The sequence below is a fragment of the Candidatus Phytoplasma fraxini genome (assembly GCF_038024965.1).
Lineage (GTDB): Bacteria > Bacillota_I > Bacilli_A > Acholeplasmatales > Acholeplasmataceae > Phytoplasma > Phytoplasma fraxini.
Genome location: NZ_CP146843.1, coordinates 433,346 through 448,126 on the forward strand (window position 1 = coordinate 433,346; position 14,781 = coordinate 448,126).

The 14,781-nt window shown below is 22.1% G+C and carries 13 protein-coding genes and 4 tRNA genes; 4 read left to right on the forward strand and 13 right to left on the reverse strand.

Features of this window, described 5'->3' with window-relative positions; translation table 11 throughout:
* Positions 1-15 precede the first annotated feature (15 nt).
* The 10 genes from gltX to AADV48_RS02230 all read right to left on the reverse strand — a co-directional run bounded on the left by gltX (position 16) and on the right by AADV48_RS02230 (position 7,036).
* The gene (gltX, locus tag AADV48_RS02185; protein ID WP_341266442.1) at positions 16-1,350 is read right to left on the reverse strand and encodes a glutamate--tRNA ligase; all 1,335 of its coding nucleotides are present in this window, start codon (positions 1,348-1,350) and stop codon (positions 16-18) included.
* A gap of 141 nt (positions 1,351-1,491) precedes the next feature.
* A complete protein-coding gene (gene rpsI / locus AADV48_RS02190) occupies positions 1,492-1,884 on the reverse strand; it encodes a 30S ribosomal protein S9 (RefSeq protein WP_341266443.1) in 393 nt (130 codons plus the stop codon).
* Positions 1,885-1,891: 7 nt separating this feature from the next.
* Positions 1,892-2,359 carry a 50S ribosomal protein L13 gene (rplM, locus tag AADV48_RS02195; protein WP_341266847.1) on the reverse strand — a complete coding sequence of 156 codons (468 nt, stop codon included), beginning with the start codon at positions 2,357-2,359 and terminating at the stop codon, positions 1,892-1,894.
* Between the two features lie 296 nt (positions 2,360-2,655).
* Positions 2,656-2,730, reverse strand: a tRNA-Gly gene (locus tag AADV48_RS02200).
* 13 nt (positions 2,731-2,743) lie between these two features.
* Positions 2,744-2,820 (reverse strand) — tRNA-Pro (locus tag AADV48_RS02205).
* A gap of 22 nt (positions 2,821-2,842) precedes the next feature.
* Positions 2,843-2,919: transfer RNA gene (locus AADV48_RS02210), tRNA-Arg, on the reverse strand.
* A 38-nt stretch (positions 2,920-2,957) separates the two neighbouring features.
* Positions 2,958-3,033: transfer RNA gene (locus AADV48_RS02215), tRNA-Glu, on the reverse strand.
* 398 nt (positions 3,034-3,431) lie between these two features.
* Positions 3,432-5,651, reverse strand: a complete 2,220-nt coding sequence (locus tag AADV48_RS02220) for an ATP-dependent helicase (protein WP_341266444.1) — start codon at positions 5,649-5,651, stop codon at positions 3,432-3,434.
* 39 nt (positions 5,652-5,690) lie between these two features.
* A complete protein-coding gene (gene tpiA, locus AADV48_RS02225) occupies positions 5,691-6,479 on the reverse strand; it encodes a triose-phosphate isomerase (protein WP_341266445.1) in 789 nt (262 codons plus the stop codon).
* Positions 6,480-6,499: 20 nt separating this feature from the next.
* A complete protein-coding gene (locus tag AADV48_RS02230; RefSeq protein ID WP_341266446.1) occupies positions 6,500-7,036 on the reverse strand; it encodes a helix-turn-helix domain-containing protein in 537 nt (178 codons plus the stop codon).
* A gap of 920 nt (positions 7,037-7,956) precedes the next feature.
* On the opposite strand from AADV48_RS02230, the gene AADV48_RS02235 reads away from it, so the two are divergent.
* Both AADV48_RS02235 and AADV48_RS02240 read left to right on the forward strand, forming a co-directional pair.
* The gene (locus AADV48_RS02235; protein ID WP_341266447.1) at positions 7,957-8,442 is read left to right on the forward strand and encodes an ATP-binding protein; all 486 of its coding nucleotides are present in this window, start codon (positions 7,957-7,959) and stop codon (positions 8,440-8,442) included.
* On the forward strand, positions 8,399-9,289 hold the full coding sequence (locus AADV48_RS02240) for a hypothetical protein (RefSeq protein ID WP_341266448.1): 891 nt from the start codon (positions 8,399-8,401) through the stop codon (positions 9,287-9,289). Before AADV48_RS02235 ends, AADV48_RS02240 begins: the two co-directional genes overlap by 44 nt.
* A 1,024-nt stretch (positions 9,290-10,313) precedes the next feature.
* Here AADV48_RS02240 and AADV48_RS02245 read toward each other — a convergent pair.
* The 3 genes from AADV48_RS02245 to AADV48_RS02255 all read right to left on the reverse strand — a co-directional run bounded on the left by AADV48_RS02245 (position 10,314) and on the right by AADV48_RS02255 (position 11,509).
* Entirely contained in the window at positions 10,314-10,472 is a 159-nt protein-coding gene (locus tag AADV48_RS02245) for a hypothetical protein (protein WP_341266449.1), read from the reverse strand.
* 84 nt (positions 10,473-10,556) lie between these two features.
* Entirely contained in the window at positions 10,557-11,360 is an 804-nt protein-coding gene (locus tag AADV48_RS02250) for an ATP-binding protein (protein ID WP_341266450.1), read from the reverse strand.
* Positions 11,357-11,509 (reverse strand): hypothetical protein, encoded by a 153-nt coding sequence (locus tag AADV48_RS02255; RefSeq protein ID WP_341266451.1) that lies wholly within the window; start codon positions 11,507-11,509, stop codon positions 11,357-11,359. Before AADV48_RS02255 ends, AADV48_RS02250 begins: the two co-directional genes overlap by 4 nt.
* A gap of 1,143 nt (positions 11,510-12,652) precedes the next feature.
* On the opposite strand from AADV48_RS02255, the gene AADV48_RS02260 reads away from it, so the two are divergent.
* A complete protein-coding gene (locus tag AADV48_RS02260) occupies positions 12,653-13,171 on the forward strand; it encodes an AAA family ATPase (RefSeq protein WP_341266452.1) in 519 nt (172 codons plus the stop codon).
* 128 nt (positions 13,172-13,299) lie between these two features.
* Positions 13,300-14,049 (forward strand): ATP-binding protein, encoded by a 750-nt coding sequence (locus tag AADV48_RS02265; RefSeq protein ID WP_341266453.1) that lies wholly within the window; start codon positions 13,300-13,302, stop codon positions 14,047-14,049.
* Positions 14,050-14,781: the final 732 nt, after the last annotated feature.

Sequence of the window (14,781 nt, forward strand, 5' to 3'; positions counted from 1 at the left end):
TAATAAAATTATTTATTAAGTTAATAAACTTAATATTTTATTAATATTTTCTATAATTCGTTCTTTCCCTAATAATTCTAAATAAATAAATAAATTAGGACCATGTAATTTTCCAGTGCAAGAAATTCTTACAGCTAAAAAAAGTTGTTTAGCTTTTAAATTAGTTTGTTTACTAAATTCTTTGATTGCTTTTTCGATACAAGATGATTTAAAATCTTCTAATTGTAAAAATAAATTTTGTAAAATTTGAATTTCCGAAAACAATTTATTATCTTTTATAAAAGATAATATTTTATTATCTAATTCTTCTTTTTTCACGAAAAATTCTAAATATAAATCGACTATTTCTTGAATATAATTAACTCTATCTTTAAATAAAAGAACTATTTTAATTAAATATTCATATTCTAAACATATATTTGCTCTTTGGAAAAACGTTCCAGTTATCTCGACTAACTCTTTTAAAGGTATTTTGTTTAAATATTTATGATTAATAAAAAATAATTTTTGTTCATCAAATATAGCAGGTGCTTTAACAAGTTTATGTTCGTCAAACAAAGAAATAATTTCTTCTGATGAAAGAATAGTTTTATTGGTGTTAGGAGCCAATCCTAAAAGAGATAAAAAATTAAACAAAGCATTTGAACAATAACCTAAATCAATATATTTTTCAATAAACTGAACTACATCAAGATCTCTTTTACTTAACTTTTTTTTATTTTTATTTAAAATCAAAGACATATGAATAAAAATAGGAATATCCCAATCAAAAGATTTGTAAATCATTATTTGTTTGGGTGTATTCGTGATATGCTCTTCACCTCTTAAAATATGAGATATTCGCATTAAATGATCATCAATAGCAACAGCGAAATTATAAGTAGGGAAACCATTTTCTTTCATTATAATCCAATCTTCTATTTGAGAACTTTCGAATCGCAATTTACCTCTTATTACATCATTAAATTCGTACACAACTTTTGCTGGAACTTTAAAACGAACTACAAATTTATGACTATCATTTTGATATTCTTTATAAGCTAATTTTTTATCTAATAAGATTTGAATATATTTTTGATAAATAGATAATCTTTCAGATTGTCTATAAGGTCCAAAAGCACCATTTATATCTGGGCCTTCATCCCATTGTAGACCTAACCATTTTAATTGTTCTAATTGAGTTGCTTCACTTTGAGATAAATTACGCGCTAAATCAGTATCTTCTATTCTGATAATAAATTTACCTTTATAATGACGAGCAAATAAATAATTAAACAAAGCAGTCCTAGCATTACCGATATGTAAAAAACCAGTAGGACTTGGAGCATAACGTACTCTTATATCTTTCATAATTTATAGCAGCATATCCTTCAAAATAAATAATATCCATATTATATAAACAATAAATATATATAATTAACAACAACAAAAAGAGTCTTTTGAATATATCAAATAGACTCTTTGAGACTTGTTTTAAAATATATATAAAAATTAACGTTTAGAAAATTGAGGAGCGCGACGAGCTTTTCTTAAACCATATTTTTTACGTTCTACACAACGCGAATCTCTCGTTAATAATTTAGCTTTTTTTAAAATAGCTCTAGATCCTGGTTCTGCTTCTAATAAAGATCTAGAAATACCTAACCTAATAGCTCCTGCTTGTGATGATTTACCGCCACCATAAACATTTGCAATAACATCATATTTGTTTAAATTTTGAGTCAATGATAAAGGTATAAGAGTTTCAACACGAATTTCTTTCGAAGAAATATAATCATTCAAATCTTTTTTATTTATTTGAATAACACCTGTTCCTGAAACTAATATAACCCTTGCAACTGAACTTTTTCGTCTTCCTAGACCAAAATACTTATTTTTATTCATTTTAATATTAAACCTCTAAAATTTGTGGTTTTTGTGATTCATGTCTATGAGATTCATTAGGATAAACAAATAATTTTTTACGCATCTGATTCCCTAATTTAGTATGCGGTAACATCCCAAAAACAGCTTTTTCAACAACACGAATAGGAAATTTTTTCATCATTTCAGTGGCATTTATTTTAGATAAACCACCTGGATAACCTGAATGTCTATAATAAATCTTCTTTTTCCATTTGTCGCCTGTTAATTTAACTTTAGAAGCATTAATAACAGCTACATAATCACCATTATCAATATGCGGAGTATAATTTATTTTGGATTTTCCTTTTAAAATACTAGCAATTTTAGTAGCACATCTACCTAACACTTTATCTTTAACATCTATCAAAAACCACTTTTGAACTACTTGTTTTTTATTAACAGAAAAAGTTTTATTTTCAGATTTTATTTTTTCTCTTTGATTTACAGCATCCATCATGGATATATACAACACTTTCTACTTAAGACAATCTAAAACTATTTTATTGAAAAATTTAAAATTAATAATTTCGATATCATTTATATAATGCAAAAACTAAATAATTAATACTTATCAAAATGAAAGCAAATTATCCAAATATATAGTATTATTATATAATAATAACATTTAAATGTCAATTATATTTATTTAACTAAAATCAAAAACAAAATATACAATTCAAATAAAAAAATAATATTTAATTTATTTGAATTGTATATTTTTAATAAAAAAAATATTTTCTTAAAAATTAATGGAGCGAATGATGGGAATCGAACCCACATCTTTAGCTTGGAAGGCTAAGGTAATAGCCATTATACGACATTCGCTTATTTTATATAGTGGTCGGGAAGGCAGGATTTGAACCCGCGACCTCCTGGTCCCAAACCAGGCGCTATACCAAGCTAAGCTACTTCCCGTTTTCATTAATTATAAAAATAATGGCACACCCAAGAGGAGTCGAACCCCTAACCTTCTGATCCGTAGTCAGATGCTCTATCCAATTAAGCTATGGGTGTTTGTGAAAATATTATTTAATCTATTTATATACTTCATTTGGTGACCCGTACGGGATTCGAACCCGTGAATGCATGCGTGAAAGGCATGTGAGTTAACCGTTTCTCCAACGGGCCTAATCTTACTATAATAATAAAATTTATAACATAAAAATTAATTATATTATTAAAAAAAAATAAAGAAATTACTAATAAAAAATATTTAATAATTACAAAATTTCCTTTTAATAAATAAAAAATAATATTATTATGTTTACTTATTTAAATATAATTTAAAAACACATATATAGATTTTCATAATTACACATAAATAATTTTAACATAATTTAAGTTCAAATCATATAAAATAAATATTATAAATTTTTTAATAAAAAATAAATAATCAATGAATAAATAAAATTTTTGATATTTTTTTCTTATTAATATTAATACAAGATATAAATATACCCAATAAAAAATAAAAATAAAACAATTAAATTATTTATAAATTATTTAATAACTTAAACAAATAAATATTAAATTTTCTTCCAAGAACAATGATTCATAAGAATCTTTTTGATTCCATAAGGTTTTGAGAAAACAATAGTTAAAATATCTTCATTAATAGAAAGAATTGAACCTTTACCAAAAATATTATGCATAATTTTATCACCAACTTTATATAATTCTTTGTTTATAGGTTTATTTTTTAAAATTTGTTTATCCCATTTCCTTTTTATAAAAATTTTCTCATCAGTTGAAACAAAATTTTCAGAAATCAATTTCATTTCTTGTACAAAAGACACTGGTTTACTAATTATTTTTCCACTGGAATAAAATCTTGTTTTAGCGCTCGTTAGATATAATAATTCTTTTGCTCTTGTTATCGCCACATAAGCAATACGTCTTTCTTCTTGATATTTATCCAATATATCATCTTCTACAAGATTATCATTATGAAAGATATTCGATTCCCAACCTATAGAAAAAATAATTTTAAATTCTAAACCTTTAACTTTATGAATAGAAGATAAAAGAACTTGTGATTTATTATCATCACTTGATTTTTCATTATATAAAGTTATTTCATTTAATAACAAACTTAGTTTTTCTAAAAAAGTACCTTCTTTTTTCTTTTTATCTTCTTCGATAAAAATTTTTTGTAAATAAGTTAATTTATCTTTAATCTTCTCTTTATTATTATTATCTTTCTTTTTATCTAAAAGATTAGAATATTGAAGTATTTCATCGATACCATCGATAACATTAGATAAATTACATTTTTGTTCATCATTAAAAAAATCTAAAAGTTTTTGAAAAATTTTTTTCAAATTCTCGATTTTTGTTTTAATATTATCATCGTCTGATATATAATCCAAAGCTTCAAATAAAGAAATATTATTTTGAGCAGCTATTTGTTCTAATTTTATTATTGTTTTTTTTCCTATTTGGCGTTGTGGAACATTTATAATTCTTTTAAAATCAAAATCATTTTTATTAAAAAGAAATACTTTTAAATAAGATATAAAATCTTTAATTTCTTTTTTTTGATATAAAGGCATGGAACTTTTAATAATATAAGGAATATTATGGATAAGAAAACTATTTTCAATTTCTGCAGACAGCATATTTACCCTATACAAAACAGCTATATCTTTATAATTATATTTTTGACTTTTTACTAAATCTATAATTTTATTTGAAATAAATTTAGCTTCTTGTTTAGAATTCATAAAACTTTTATAAACAACTTTTTCACCAGAAGAAGAAGTACTTTGAAGATCATTTCTAAAATGATTATTCTGCTCATTATAATTATGTTGGATTAAAAGATTAGCTTTATCTAAAATTTTTTGAGTTGAACGATAATTTTGTTTTAAATAAAATATTTTAGCTTTAAAATCTTTCACAAATAATTCATTACAAATAGCATCTGAACCTCTAAAACTATATATAGTTTGGTTTGGATCGCCTACTACAAAAACAAAATTATCCATTCCTATTATTTTAATGATTTGGTATTGTATTAAATCAATATCTTGAAACTCATCTACAAAAATATGAGAAAATTTGTTTCGATAAGTAGAAGCTAAAGATAAATTATTTTGTAATAATTGACAAGTATAAATAATTAAATCATCAAAATCTAACAAATTATTTTTTTTCAAATAATCATTATAAAGAGAAAAAATTTGTTCTTCTTCTTTTTTATAATAAAAATTTAAATTTTTATTTATATTAAAATATGTATCCTCAGACATTAATTCATTTCGTAATCTTGTTGTAAACTGGTCGTTTTTCATTTTCAAAATTTTTTTTTGTAATTTGGGAACATTATATTTGTTTTTATCTAAGTTTAAAACATTTATTTGTTCTTTGATAATTTTTTTACTTTTTTGTTCATCAATAATATCGAACAAAGAATTAAAATTAGAATTTAATTGATGAATATGTTTTTTTAGAAAAGAATAACCAAAAGCATGAAAAGTAGAAATCATCAAACAATCTAAATCATAAGAAGGAATCATTTTTTTTAAACGTTCTTTCATTTCTTGAGCTGCATTATTAGTAAAAGTAACCGCTAAAATACGATTACCTTTTATATTCAACTCATTTATAAAATGAATAATTTTTGTTGTTAAAGTAGTTGTTTTACCTGTTCCAGCACCAGCCTGAAGATAAATATTTTGTTCGTTTGAAGTAATAACATCTATTTGTTCTTTATTTAAATTATTTAACCATTTGTGTCTTTCCATCTCTTTTTAAAAACTTTCTTTTATTTAAATTTATTAAAATTATTCTAAATTTTTAAGATATTTATAATTGTATATCTTTAATCCTATTTCAGCAAAAGACAAAAAATTTTCAACTTGTAAAGAACTATTCCCTATTAAAACTCCATCAATTTCTTTTTGTTTTAAAATAACCTCTATATTATCCATATTAATAGAACCACCATAAATAATTCTTATTTGATCAGCTATTTCTTGAGAAAACAATGAAGTTATTTTTTTACGAATATTTTTAATAATTTCGTTAGCTTCTTCGGGTTGAAGGCTTTTACCTGAACCGATTGCCCAAAAAGGTTCGTAAGCTAATATTATTTTAGATATACAATCGTGTGAAATATCTTGTAAAATAGTTGTTAACTGATCATCTAAAAAACTTTGCGTCTTATTGGCTTGTTTCACCGAATTATCTTCCCCTATACAAAGAATAGGATAAATATTCATATTTAAAAGAGCTACAAGTTTTAATTTTACTTCTTGTTCTGTTTCGCCAAAAAGAGTTCTCCTTTCGTAATGTCCAACCAAAGAGTATTTAATACCTAAAGAATGAATATTTTTAGGTGAAACTTCTCCTGTATAAGCTCCTTCGTTTTTATAAAAAACATTTTGAGCTCCGATACGTAAATTTTTACCTTCTATCTGCGTCAATGTATATAATAAAGTTGTTTGTGGGAAGATAATAGTCTCTACTTTTTTTCTATCAGGCATTTTATTATTAATTTGATAAATAAAATTTAAAGCTGAATCTTTGCATTTATTCATTTTCCAATTACCAGCAATAATGATTTTTTTCATTTAAATAAAACTCCTTTTTTTCATTTCGCAAATGAAATGATTTTTAATATTTTTGCTATATCTTCACTCTGATTTAATAAATAATATTTCTTATCTGTTGATAAATAAAAAGCATCTCCTTTTTTTAAGAAATATCTGAACTTATTTAAAATTAAGACAATGTCGCCTTCAATAACAAAACCAAAAACATCTTCTTTTGAATTGTTACCAATAGCTGTTTGACCTTTAGATTCAATCTCAATCATAATGGGTTCTATTTGATATCTATTTATAGAAGGAAAAAGATAATAACTAGTATTTTTTAAACTTGGTTCTTTGACAGCTAAAAAATCATCTTTTTTATGAATTAATTCTATATTTTGTTTCTGTTGAAAAAAATCTGAAGCTGATATTTTAAAAATTTTAAATAAAGCAAATAAAATTTTTAAAGAAGGAGAAATCAAATTATTTTCGATTTGTGAAATATATCCACTCGTGACATTAATTTTATTAGCTAGTTCTTTTTGAGTTATTTTTCGATTTAATCTTAAATTTCTGAGTTGAAGTCCTATATTCAATATTTAATTTCCTTTGCGAAATAAGATGTGTTGAGCGTAAAGATAATTTATTATCCAAAAAAACATTTCTAATAATAAATTATAACCAGAGATAAGAAAAATAAAAAAATATTATTTATACATAATATATTATATAACATTTAAAAAATTAAAATTTTTAATTTTTTAAATGTTTCTTTTTGAAAAACAATTTTTAACTATACAATATTCTTTAAAAAATTAAAATTAAGTTGATAATTCACATATCTTTTGAAACTAAAAAAATATAATTTTATTTTAAAAAGTTTTCTAAACTTTTGTTAGTTTTCGTTATTTTCAAAAGATATTTTCCCTCTTTATTAGAGAATTAGTAGAAAAAAGTTAAAAAGTATTCAACAAAATAAAAAGAATACAGTGTCCTACAAATTAAATATTTTAATTAAAAAAGTTGATTAAATCAACTAAAAAAGTCAAATTGCTTATTAACAAAAAATAAACAATTTGACTTTTTTAGTTTATATTCTTTGAAAATTAACAAAATGTATTTATATTGTATTTATGTAGATTTGAAAATATTTGTGATAAAACTAATTGAACTGTTTACACTATTACAAATATCATTTTTTGTTCAAATTCTCGTTTTCTTCGGGAGTATGTACTTGTTTTTTTTCTTGTTTTAATGTATCGGACATTGCACAGGTTTTATAGCGATTATGGTTTTGTTAGGGGCATCTAGTTTAATCGCTGGTATATCTTACTTTAATCATTCGTATATATGATTATAAAGAACATCAAGAAGGTTTAAAAACACATCAAGAAATTTTAGATTTGAAAAAGCTAAATTAACAAAACAACAAGAAGAGGCGAGACCCTTATTAGAATTAGAGATTTATGATAGTTCTAATAATCAACAACTTTTAAATTTACAACAATTATTTGGCATGGAAAAAGAAAAAGAAACTTTAACTAGATTTAAAGATTTTTTAACTAATCCACAAAAAGCGAAAGAATACGGTTTTAAAGCGCCGACTGGAGTTTTATTATATGGAGAACCTGAGACTGGGAAAACAGTTTTGGCCCAAGGTTTAGCGGAAGAAACTAATTTTCCTTTCATTCAAGTTGGGGGTTCTTCTTTCAGCTCTCATTATCGTGGTGATACAGTCCAAAAAGCAAGAGAATTATTTAAGAAAGCGAGAGAATTAGCACCTTGTATTGTCTTTATTGATGAATGTGAAATGGCCTTGGCTGAAATGGATACCGTTCAGGAATCCGTAGAAATAATCAATGTTGTTAATGCTTTTAAAGAAGAGTTAACATCAGTAAAAAATAATTCTGATACACCTATTTTCTTTATTAGAGTGACTAATCATTATGACAAAATTAATGAAGCGATTAAAAACCGTATTAATTATCTATTTAAGAGTTGATTATTTAGATGAAGAAGCAAGATTACAATTTTTAAAATTTATTGTTGCTAAGAAATATCCGAAAACGAATAATTTAAAAACTGCTCCAATAATAGAATTAATGGCTTCTGCTTTAAATCATCATCCAAAACATCAATCACAACGCCAAATGATTCAAATTTTAGATAATGCGTCTATGTATGCTTTTAAAGAAAAAGCTTATTTGATGGATGATAAACATTTAGAAAAAGCTTTAATTGAAGCTTCGGGAAAAACTGAATTAAATTTATATAAATTAGAAATGAAAATTAATAAAGGTAAAGTTTTAAAATCCGAAAGCAAAACCTTATTATCTTTTAAAGAAGATAGTTATACTCCTTGGGAATTGAGACATATTGGTTTCCCTATGAAAGAAATAAAAGACAGTGGTTTTGATTTAAAAGCGTTTTTAGATTCAGGCTTTGGCGGTCATGATTTAAACAATAAGAAAATTGTTGCTTTAAAAGAAGCTGGCTTTACTGCTGCTGAATTAAAAAAAGCTGGATTTACACTTAATGAAATAATGAATGCTGATTATAAACTTAAACAAATACAAGAAGCTGGATATGATTTGAAAACTTTAAAAGATGCTGGATATGATTTAACATATTTAACAAAAAAAGGATATGATTTGAAAGCTATATATAATGCTGGATATAAAACAGAAGCTTTACAAACATCTGGTTATTCTATAAAGGATTTTAAAAACAATAATTATAAAACAAAAGATTTAAAAAATGCTGGATATGATTTTAACAGATTGGGCTTAACGGATTATAATTACTCTTTCAGCTATTATGGGAATCCAATTGAAAGCTTGTCCGCATAATATATAATTATATTCTTTTCTTTCTTTTTTCTTTTGGTTCTTTTCTTTTTTCTTTCTTTTCTTTTTAAAAAAGTTTCGCTTTAATTTTATAAAATTTTTTTTCTTTGTCAAGTCCTTTTTTATCAAAAATATTTTTTAGCCTCTTTTTGAGGCTTTATTTTTTTATATTTTTTTTCTTAAAACCCTTGACAAGATTTTTAAATTAATTTTGTTGTTAAAAAAATTATTTTTATGTTAATATAAAATCAATTAGTAAATTAATTTGAATTTCTAAAAAAATAAATTTAAAAAATTTTGTTGTTAAAAAAATTATTTCTATGTTATTAGAAAAATAATTAATAAACAATTTGAATTTCTAAAAATATTTTTTTAGAATAAATTAAGACTTTTTAAAGTTCCGTTTTTAAGAACACACCATTATAAATATATGACTTGAAATAACAGAACTTTTTTAGGAAAATTTCGGCTTTTTTGTTTTTTATCATTAGTTTTTACATGGATATTGGAGTTTTTTTATACAGATCATAGTTTTAGTTATATTATTACATTTTTATTTTATTTGATTTTAATTGTTTTTATTCCATTTGTTATATATCATTTTTTAGATGATTTTGGGTGCGTATGGTGTTTTTATTTAAAAATTTTTAAATTCTTAGGTATTTTTCCTTTTTTAGAAAAAAATTTTAATCAAACTGTTAATCGTCATAAGTATTTTATTATTAGTATTTTTTATGCTGAAAAACAAAAAGAATTAGCGAAAAAAAATAAAACTCTTGAAATAAATCAAAAAGATCTCTAAAGTAAATTAGAGATCTTTTTATGTTTTAAAACATAAAGCTATGCTATCTTTTTTAATACATTTTTGTTCTTAAAATTATTCTTTAAAACTTAAAATTTATATTCACATAATTACTTATTATATTTTTATAAAATGAATTTTATTAAATTTCGAATATTAATTAAAAACATCATTAAATTAGTTTAATTATTTCATATTGAAACTAATTTTAAAATTTAGTTCAATTCAAAATTCATAAAGATCATGAGGTTTAAAAATTAAATAGTCTTTCATTAAGTTTGAATCAAAATCATTTTTCACAAAAAAACCTATCTGTTGAATAGAAAAATTTTTAATTTTTTTTAATTTATCTTCTAATTGATAAATAGTTCTAGAGTCTATCATTCTATCAATCCATTTACATTCAAATGCTTTAATACCGTCTTTAGTTCGACAAAATAAATCGATTTCGATATTTTGACCTTTATTTTAATATAAAAATCGCGAAACTTCTCCATGATATTTTTGAATTAAAAAATGTTTACAAATATTTTCGAATTCCCAAGAAACAAAATGTTCTAAATCAGGAGCGATGATTTGATTATAAAAATCTTCTTTATTTTGGAAATAATATTTCTGGCGATAATATTTTTTAATAAAACGATAATAAAATCTAATAAAAGGATCTTGAATACGATAAAAAGTTTTTTTAGAATTTTCCTTTTCACCGAAACAAATTACTTTATATATAATTTCTAAATTTAACAACTTTTTCAAAAGAATAGAAGTATGCGCTGAACTTTTTTCTATTTTCTTATTAATCGTAGTTAATTTAACTTCTTTTTTATCAGCCAACACATCTAAAATCTCTAAATAAGGGGCTGGCATCCTAATTTCTTGTAATAAATTATTATAAATTTCGTTTTCTGTGAAATCCATTTCCGGCAAAGCTATATTTAGAATATTATCTTTAATACTTTTAGAATCATCAATTCGAGTTAAATAATAAGGTAATCCTCCAAAAATACTATATAATTTGATTCTATCTAAATATTTCATTTTAGGATAAAATAAAGCTGCTTGATCATAAAAAAAAGGTTGTAATTTTTTTTTATAATTAATTCTTCTATAAAGACCTTGTGAATAATTATCCATTTGTTCCATCAAACTCATATGACTACCAGAAATAAATAATTTCATTTGACTGTTTTTTAACATATTATCCACAATATTTTGTAAAATAGTTAGAAAATCTAAATTTTTATCTACTAAATAAGAAAATTCATCAATCACAAAAACAATTTTTTTTGTCCTATTCTTCTAATTATAAAATGAAATAAGTCATAAAAATTTTCGAAAATAATAGGGGGTTCTTGTAAATATTGAGTTATTTCTAAACTTAATCTTTTACAATTAGCAAGAACACTAGTTCTATCAGCCATAAAATAAAAACCTTGATATTTTTTAATAATTTTTTGTAAAAGACTAGTTTTTCCTACTTGACGTCTTCCATAAATTAAACCAAATTCAAATTTTGGAGTAGCTATTAAATTTTCTAATTCTAATAATTCTTAGGTTCTTCCGACAAACATTTTTTTTGCTCCTTCAAGAAATATAAATATATATTTATATTATAAATATTTTATTAAAAAAATAGTTGTTAATTTAGTTAATTCATTATTAAGTAAAATTAATTTATTTTACAATAAATTAAATACTATTTATTTAAATATTAAGCAAAGAAGAACATATCAATTATAAACTGGGGATTTACTTGCTTTTTAAAGAAATGTGATAGACAAAAATTAATTTTTGTATATAAAAATTATTTCATTTTCATTATTAAAAAATGATTTAAAACTTTTAATCAAAAAAATAATTCAATATTTTTCTTTTTTTAAATTTGACAAAATTTTTATTTATAAATATTTATTTTTTTTATTTAAATTTTGTTTATAAAATTGCTTAATTTATATGTATAATTATATCGCTGTGAATGAAAAATTATAAAAATAAAAAATAATAATTATATTAAATATTTTTACTTTATTAGTTCAAATTTGTTGTTTCGAAAGTGGAAAGGTTCCTTTTAAGCTGGATAATATTCTTGAACCATTTTCTAGCTTAGTTCCGAAAAAACAATAAAAATAAAAAAATATTATTATAGAATAAATTTTTGAAAAAATAAGAAAAATAAAAAAAGAGAAAAAAATATTTTTAAAATAAAAATATAAGCATATTCTTATAAAAATTTCTCAAATTATAATAAATAAATTGAAAATAAAAAAAAATAATTAAACAATATCTTTAACAAACAATAAAAATAAATATTTTTTTATTTTTATTGTTTGTTCGGAACTAAGCTAGAAAATGGTTCAAGAATATTATCCAGCTTAAAAGGAACCTTTCCACTTTCGAAACAACAAATCTAATTAAAATTAAAAAGTTTTTGATTAAACTTCTATAAAAAACTTTTTATCATATCTATTTAATGTTTGTATCTCAGACCTATTTAAGGTCTTTTTTTATTATTTCTAAAATGATTATGATTTTTTTCATTTAAATAAAATCGAAAAATATGTTAAATGAACAAAAATAAATTTATCGGTAGACAAAGTGAAATGTCTCTTTTTAAAAATAAAATTGAAACTGATTTTTTTGAGTTTGGCCTATTATATGGTAGGAGACGAATCGGAAAAACTATGTTATTAAGAGAAATTCAAAGATTATATCCTCTTAATTCCATTTATTATCCTGCTAATTCAAAAGGTATTGATTCTAATTTAAAAGAGTTAAGTCGAATAATTGCTGATTTTTTTCAAGAACCTGTTTTCTTTCAAAGATATGAAGATATTTTTAAATATTTAGTTAAAAAAAATTATTCTGAACAAATAATTATTATGATTGATGAATTTACATATCTAATTGATGATGATAGAAGTATTTTAACTATTTTTCAAAATATAATTGATGATCCGATTATTAAAAATTCATCTCTTAAATTAATCTTATCAGGAAATCATATAGGTATGATAGAGGATATGATATCCCTATCTCAACCTCTATTTGGAAGGGCTACTTTTCAAAAACAACTACATATTTAGAAGCTTCTTTATTTTATCCTCAGGTTAGTTTAGAAAACAAAATTATTTTTTATAGTATATTCCGAGGAATCCCTAAATATCTTGCTAAAATAAATCAATTCAAAAGTATTAAAGACAATATTATTGAATTGATTTTAAATAATGGAGCTGAATTTAGAGAAGAAATAGAAAATTTTTTAAATGCTGAAGTAAAAAAAGATAGAAATTACAAAAAAATTTTAGAAACAATTGCTTCTGGAAATACAAAATTAAATGATATTGCTTGTAAAAATGATTTTATAAATACTGGAACCTTATCACATTATATAAAATTATTAATGAAAATAGGTTTAGTAGGCAAAGAAATATGTTTTGGTAAAAAAAATCAAAAAAAACATCTTTATTATATTAAAGATCAATTTTTTAATTTTTATTTCAAATTTATTGAAAAAAACACTACTTATAAAATTATCCTTGAAGGTGATGAATTTTATAATAAATTTATTCATCAAGAATTAGATACATTTGTATCATATGAATTTGAAAAAATTTCCAAATATTTTGTATCTCTCAAATATAGATTAGAAATGGAAGAAATAGGACGTCTTTGGGAAAAACAAAAAGTAATAATCGATAACAAACCAAAAGATGAAGAAACAGAAATAGACATCATTTTAAAAACACACAAAAATCTTTTTGCATTCGAATGTAAATGGTGTAACCATCCTATTGATGCAAAAACAATTAAAAAATTTAAAACAAAAATTAAAAAATTACAAAATTTGAAAATTGATAAAATAGGTTTTATTGTAAAAAAAAGTTTTTCCGATCAAAATACAATAGACCCAACAATCTTATTTTTCTTTTTAAATGATTTATATGATATCAAATTATATTAATTTCCAACATGAATTTTAATATATGATTTTTTTAGTGTTGCGATATTTAAAAATAAATACAAATAAAAAACAATAATAAACTTATATTTTATTATTGTTTTTTTAATTTTTTCAAGAAAAAATTCTCAAAACAATTCAAATTGTTTATTAATAAAAATAAACAATTTGAATTTTTCTTTTGCAAAATTGAACTTGATATTTAAATTTTTGATTTTTTAAAGATTTACAATTGATATTAAATAAATAATATTTTTGTAATTTTTATTTCTAAAATATATTGTCGACATTATTTAGTTTCTTGCAAGAACATTACACATAAGATTTTATGTTTTCGAAAAAGATTTAAAATAGAAACAAATTCTAAATCTATATTTTTTTTCTATTTTAAATATTTTTAAACTTCTCACGATTCTAAATTAGTGATTGGATTTCTTCTTTAATAAGTTGAAAAAAACTTTTTGAATTTTATTTTTCATGTTTTTATTGCTTCAAAATCAAGAATTGATAATTAATTGTTTAATTCTTGATTGAAAACATAATTTTGTTTGAGTTTGTTTAAAATGATAATTTTAAAAAGTTTTGAAAATAAATCTTATGAAATAATTAATTGATTTTTTAAATCTTGTTAATTAATGAAAAAATATTTTGTTATATATATTCTGATTAATTTTTAATTTTATATTTCGTCGTAATCGAAAATATGAAAATGATTGAATTTTATAAAATATTTGA

Excerpts from the sequence above, each read along its gene's own strand:
- AADV48_RS02245 (WP_341266449.1), bottom strand. The coding sequence starts at position 10,472 with ATGATAGACTCTAGAACTATTTATCAATTAGAAGATAAATTAAAAAAA.
- AADV48_RS02220 (WP_341266444.1), bottom strand. The coding sequence starts at position 5,651 with ATGGAAAGACACAAATGGTTAAATAATTTAAATAAAGAACAAATAGAT.
- rplM (WP_341266847.1), bottom strand. The coding sequence starts at position 2,359 with ATGGATGCTGTAAATCAAAGAGAAAAAATAAAATCTGAAAATAAAACT.
- gltX (WP_341266442.1), bottom strand. The coding sequence starts at position 1,350 with ATGAAAGATATAAGAGTACGTTATGCTCCAAGTCCTACTGGTTTTTTA.
- AADV48_RS02235 (WP_341266447.1), top strand. The coding sequence starts at position 7,957 with ATGGAAAAAGAAAAAGAAACTTTAACTAGATTTAAAGATTTTTTAACT.
- rpsI (WP_341266443.1), bottom strand. The coding sequence starts at position 1,884 with ATGAATAAAAATAAGTATTTTGGTCTAGGAAGACGAAAAAGTTCAGTT.
- tpiA (WP_341266445.1), bottom strand. The coding sequence starts at position 6,479 with ATGAAAAAAATCATTATTGCTGGTAATTGGAAAATGAATAAATGCAAA.
- AADV48_RS02260 (WP_341266452.1), top strand. The coding sequence starts at position 12,653 with ATGAACAAAAATAAATTTATCGGTAGACAAAGTGAAATGTCTCTTTTT.
- AADV48_RS02255 (WP_341266451.1), bottom strand. The coding sequence starts at position 11,509 with ATGGCTGATAGAACTAGTGTTCTTGCTAATTGTAAAAGATTAAGTTTA.
- AADV48_RS02240 (WP_341266448.1), top strand. The coding sequence starts at position 8,399 with ATGAAGCGATTAAAAACCGTATTAATTATCTATTTAAGAGTTGATTAT.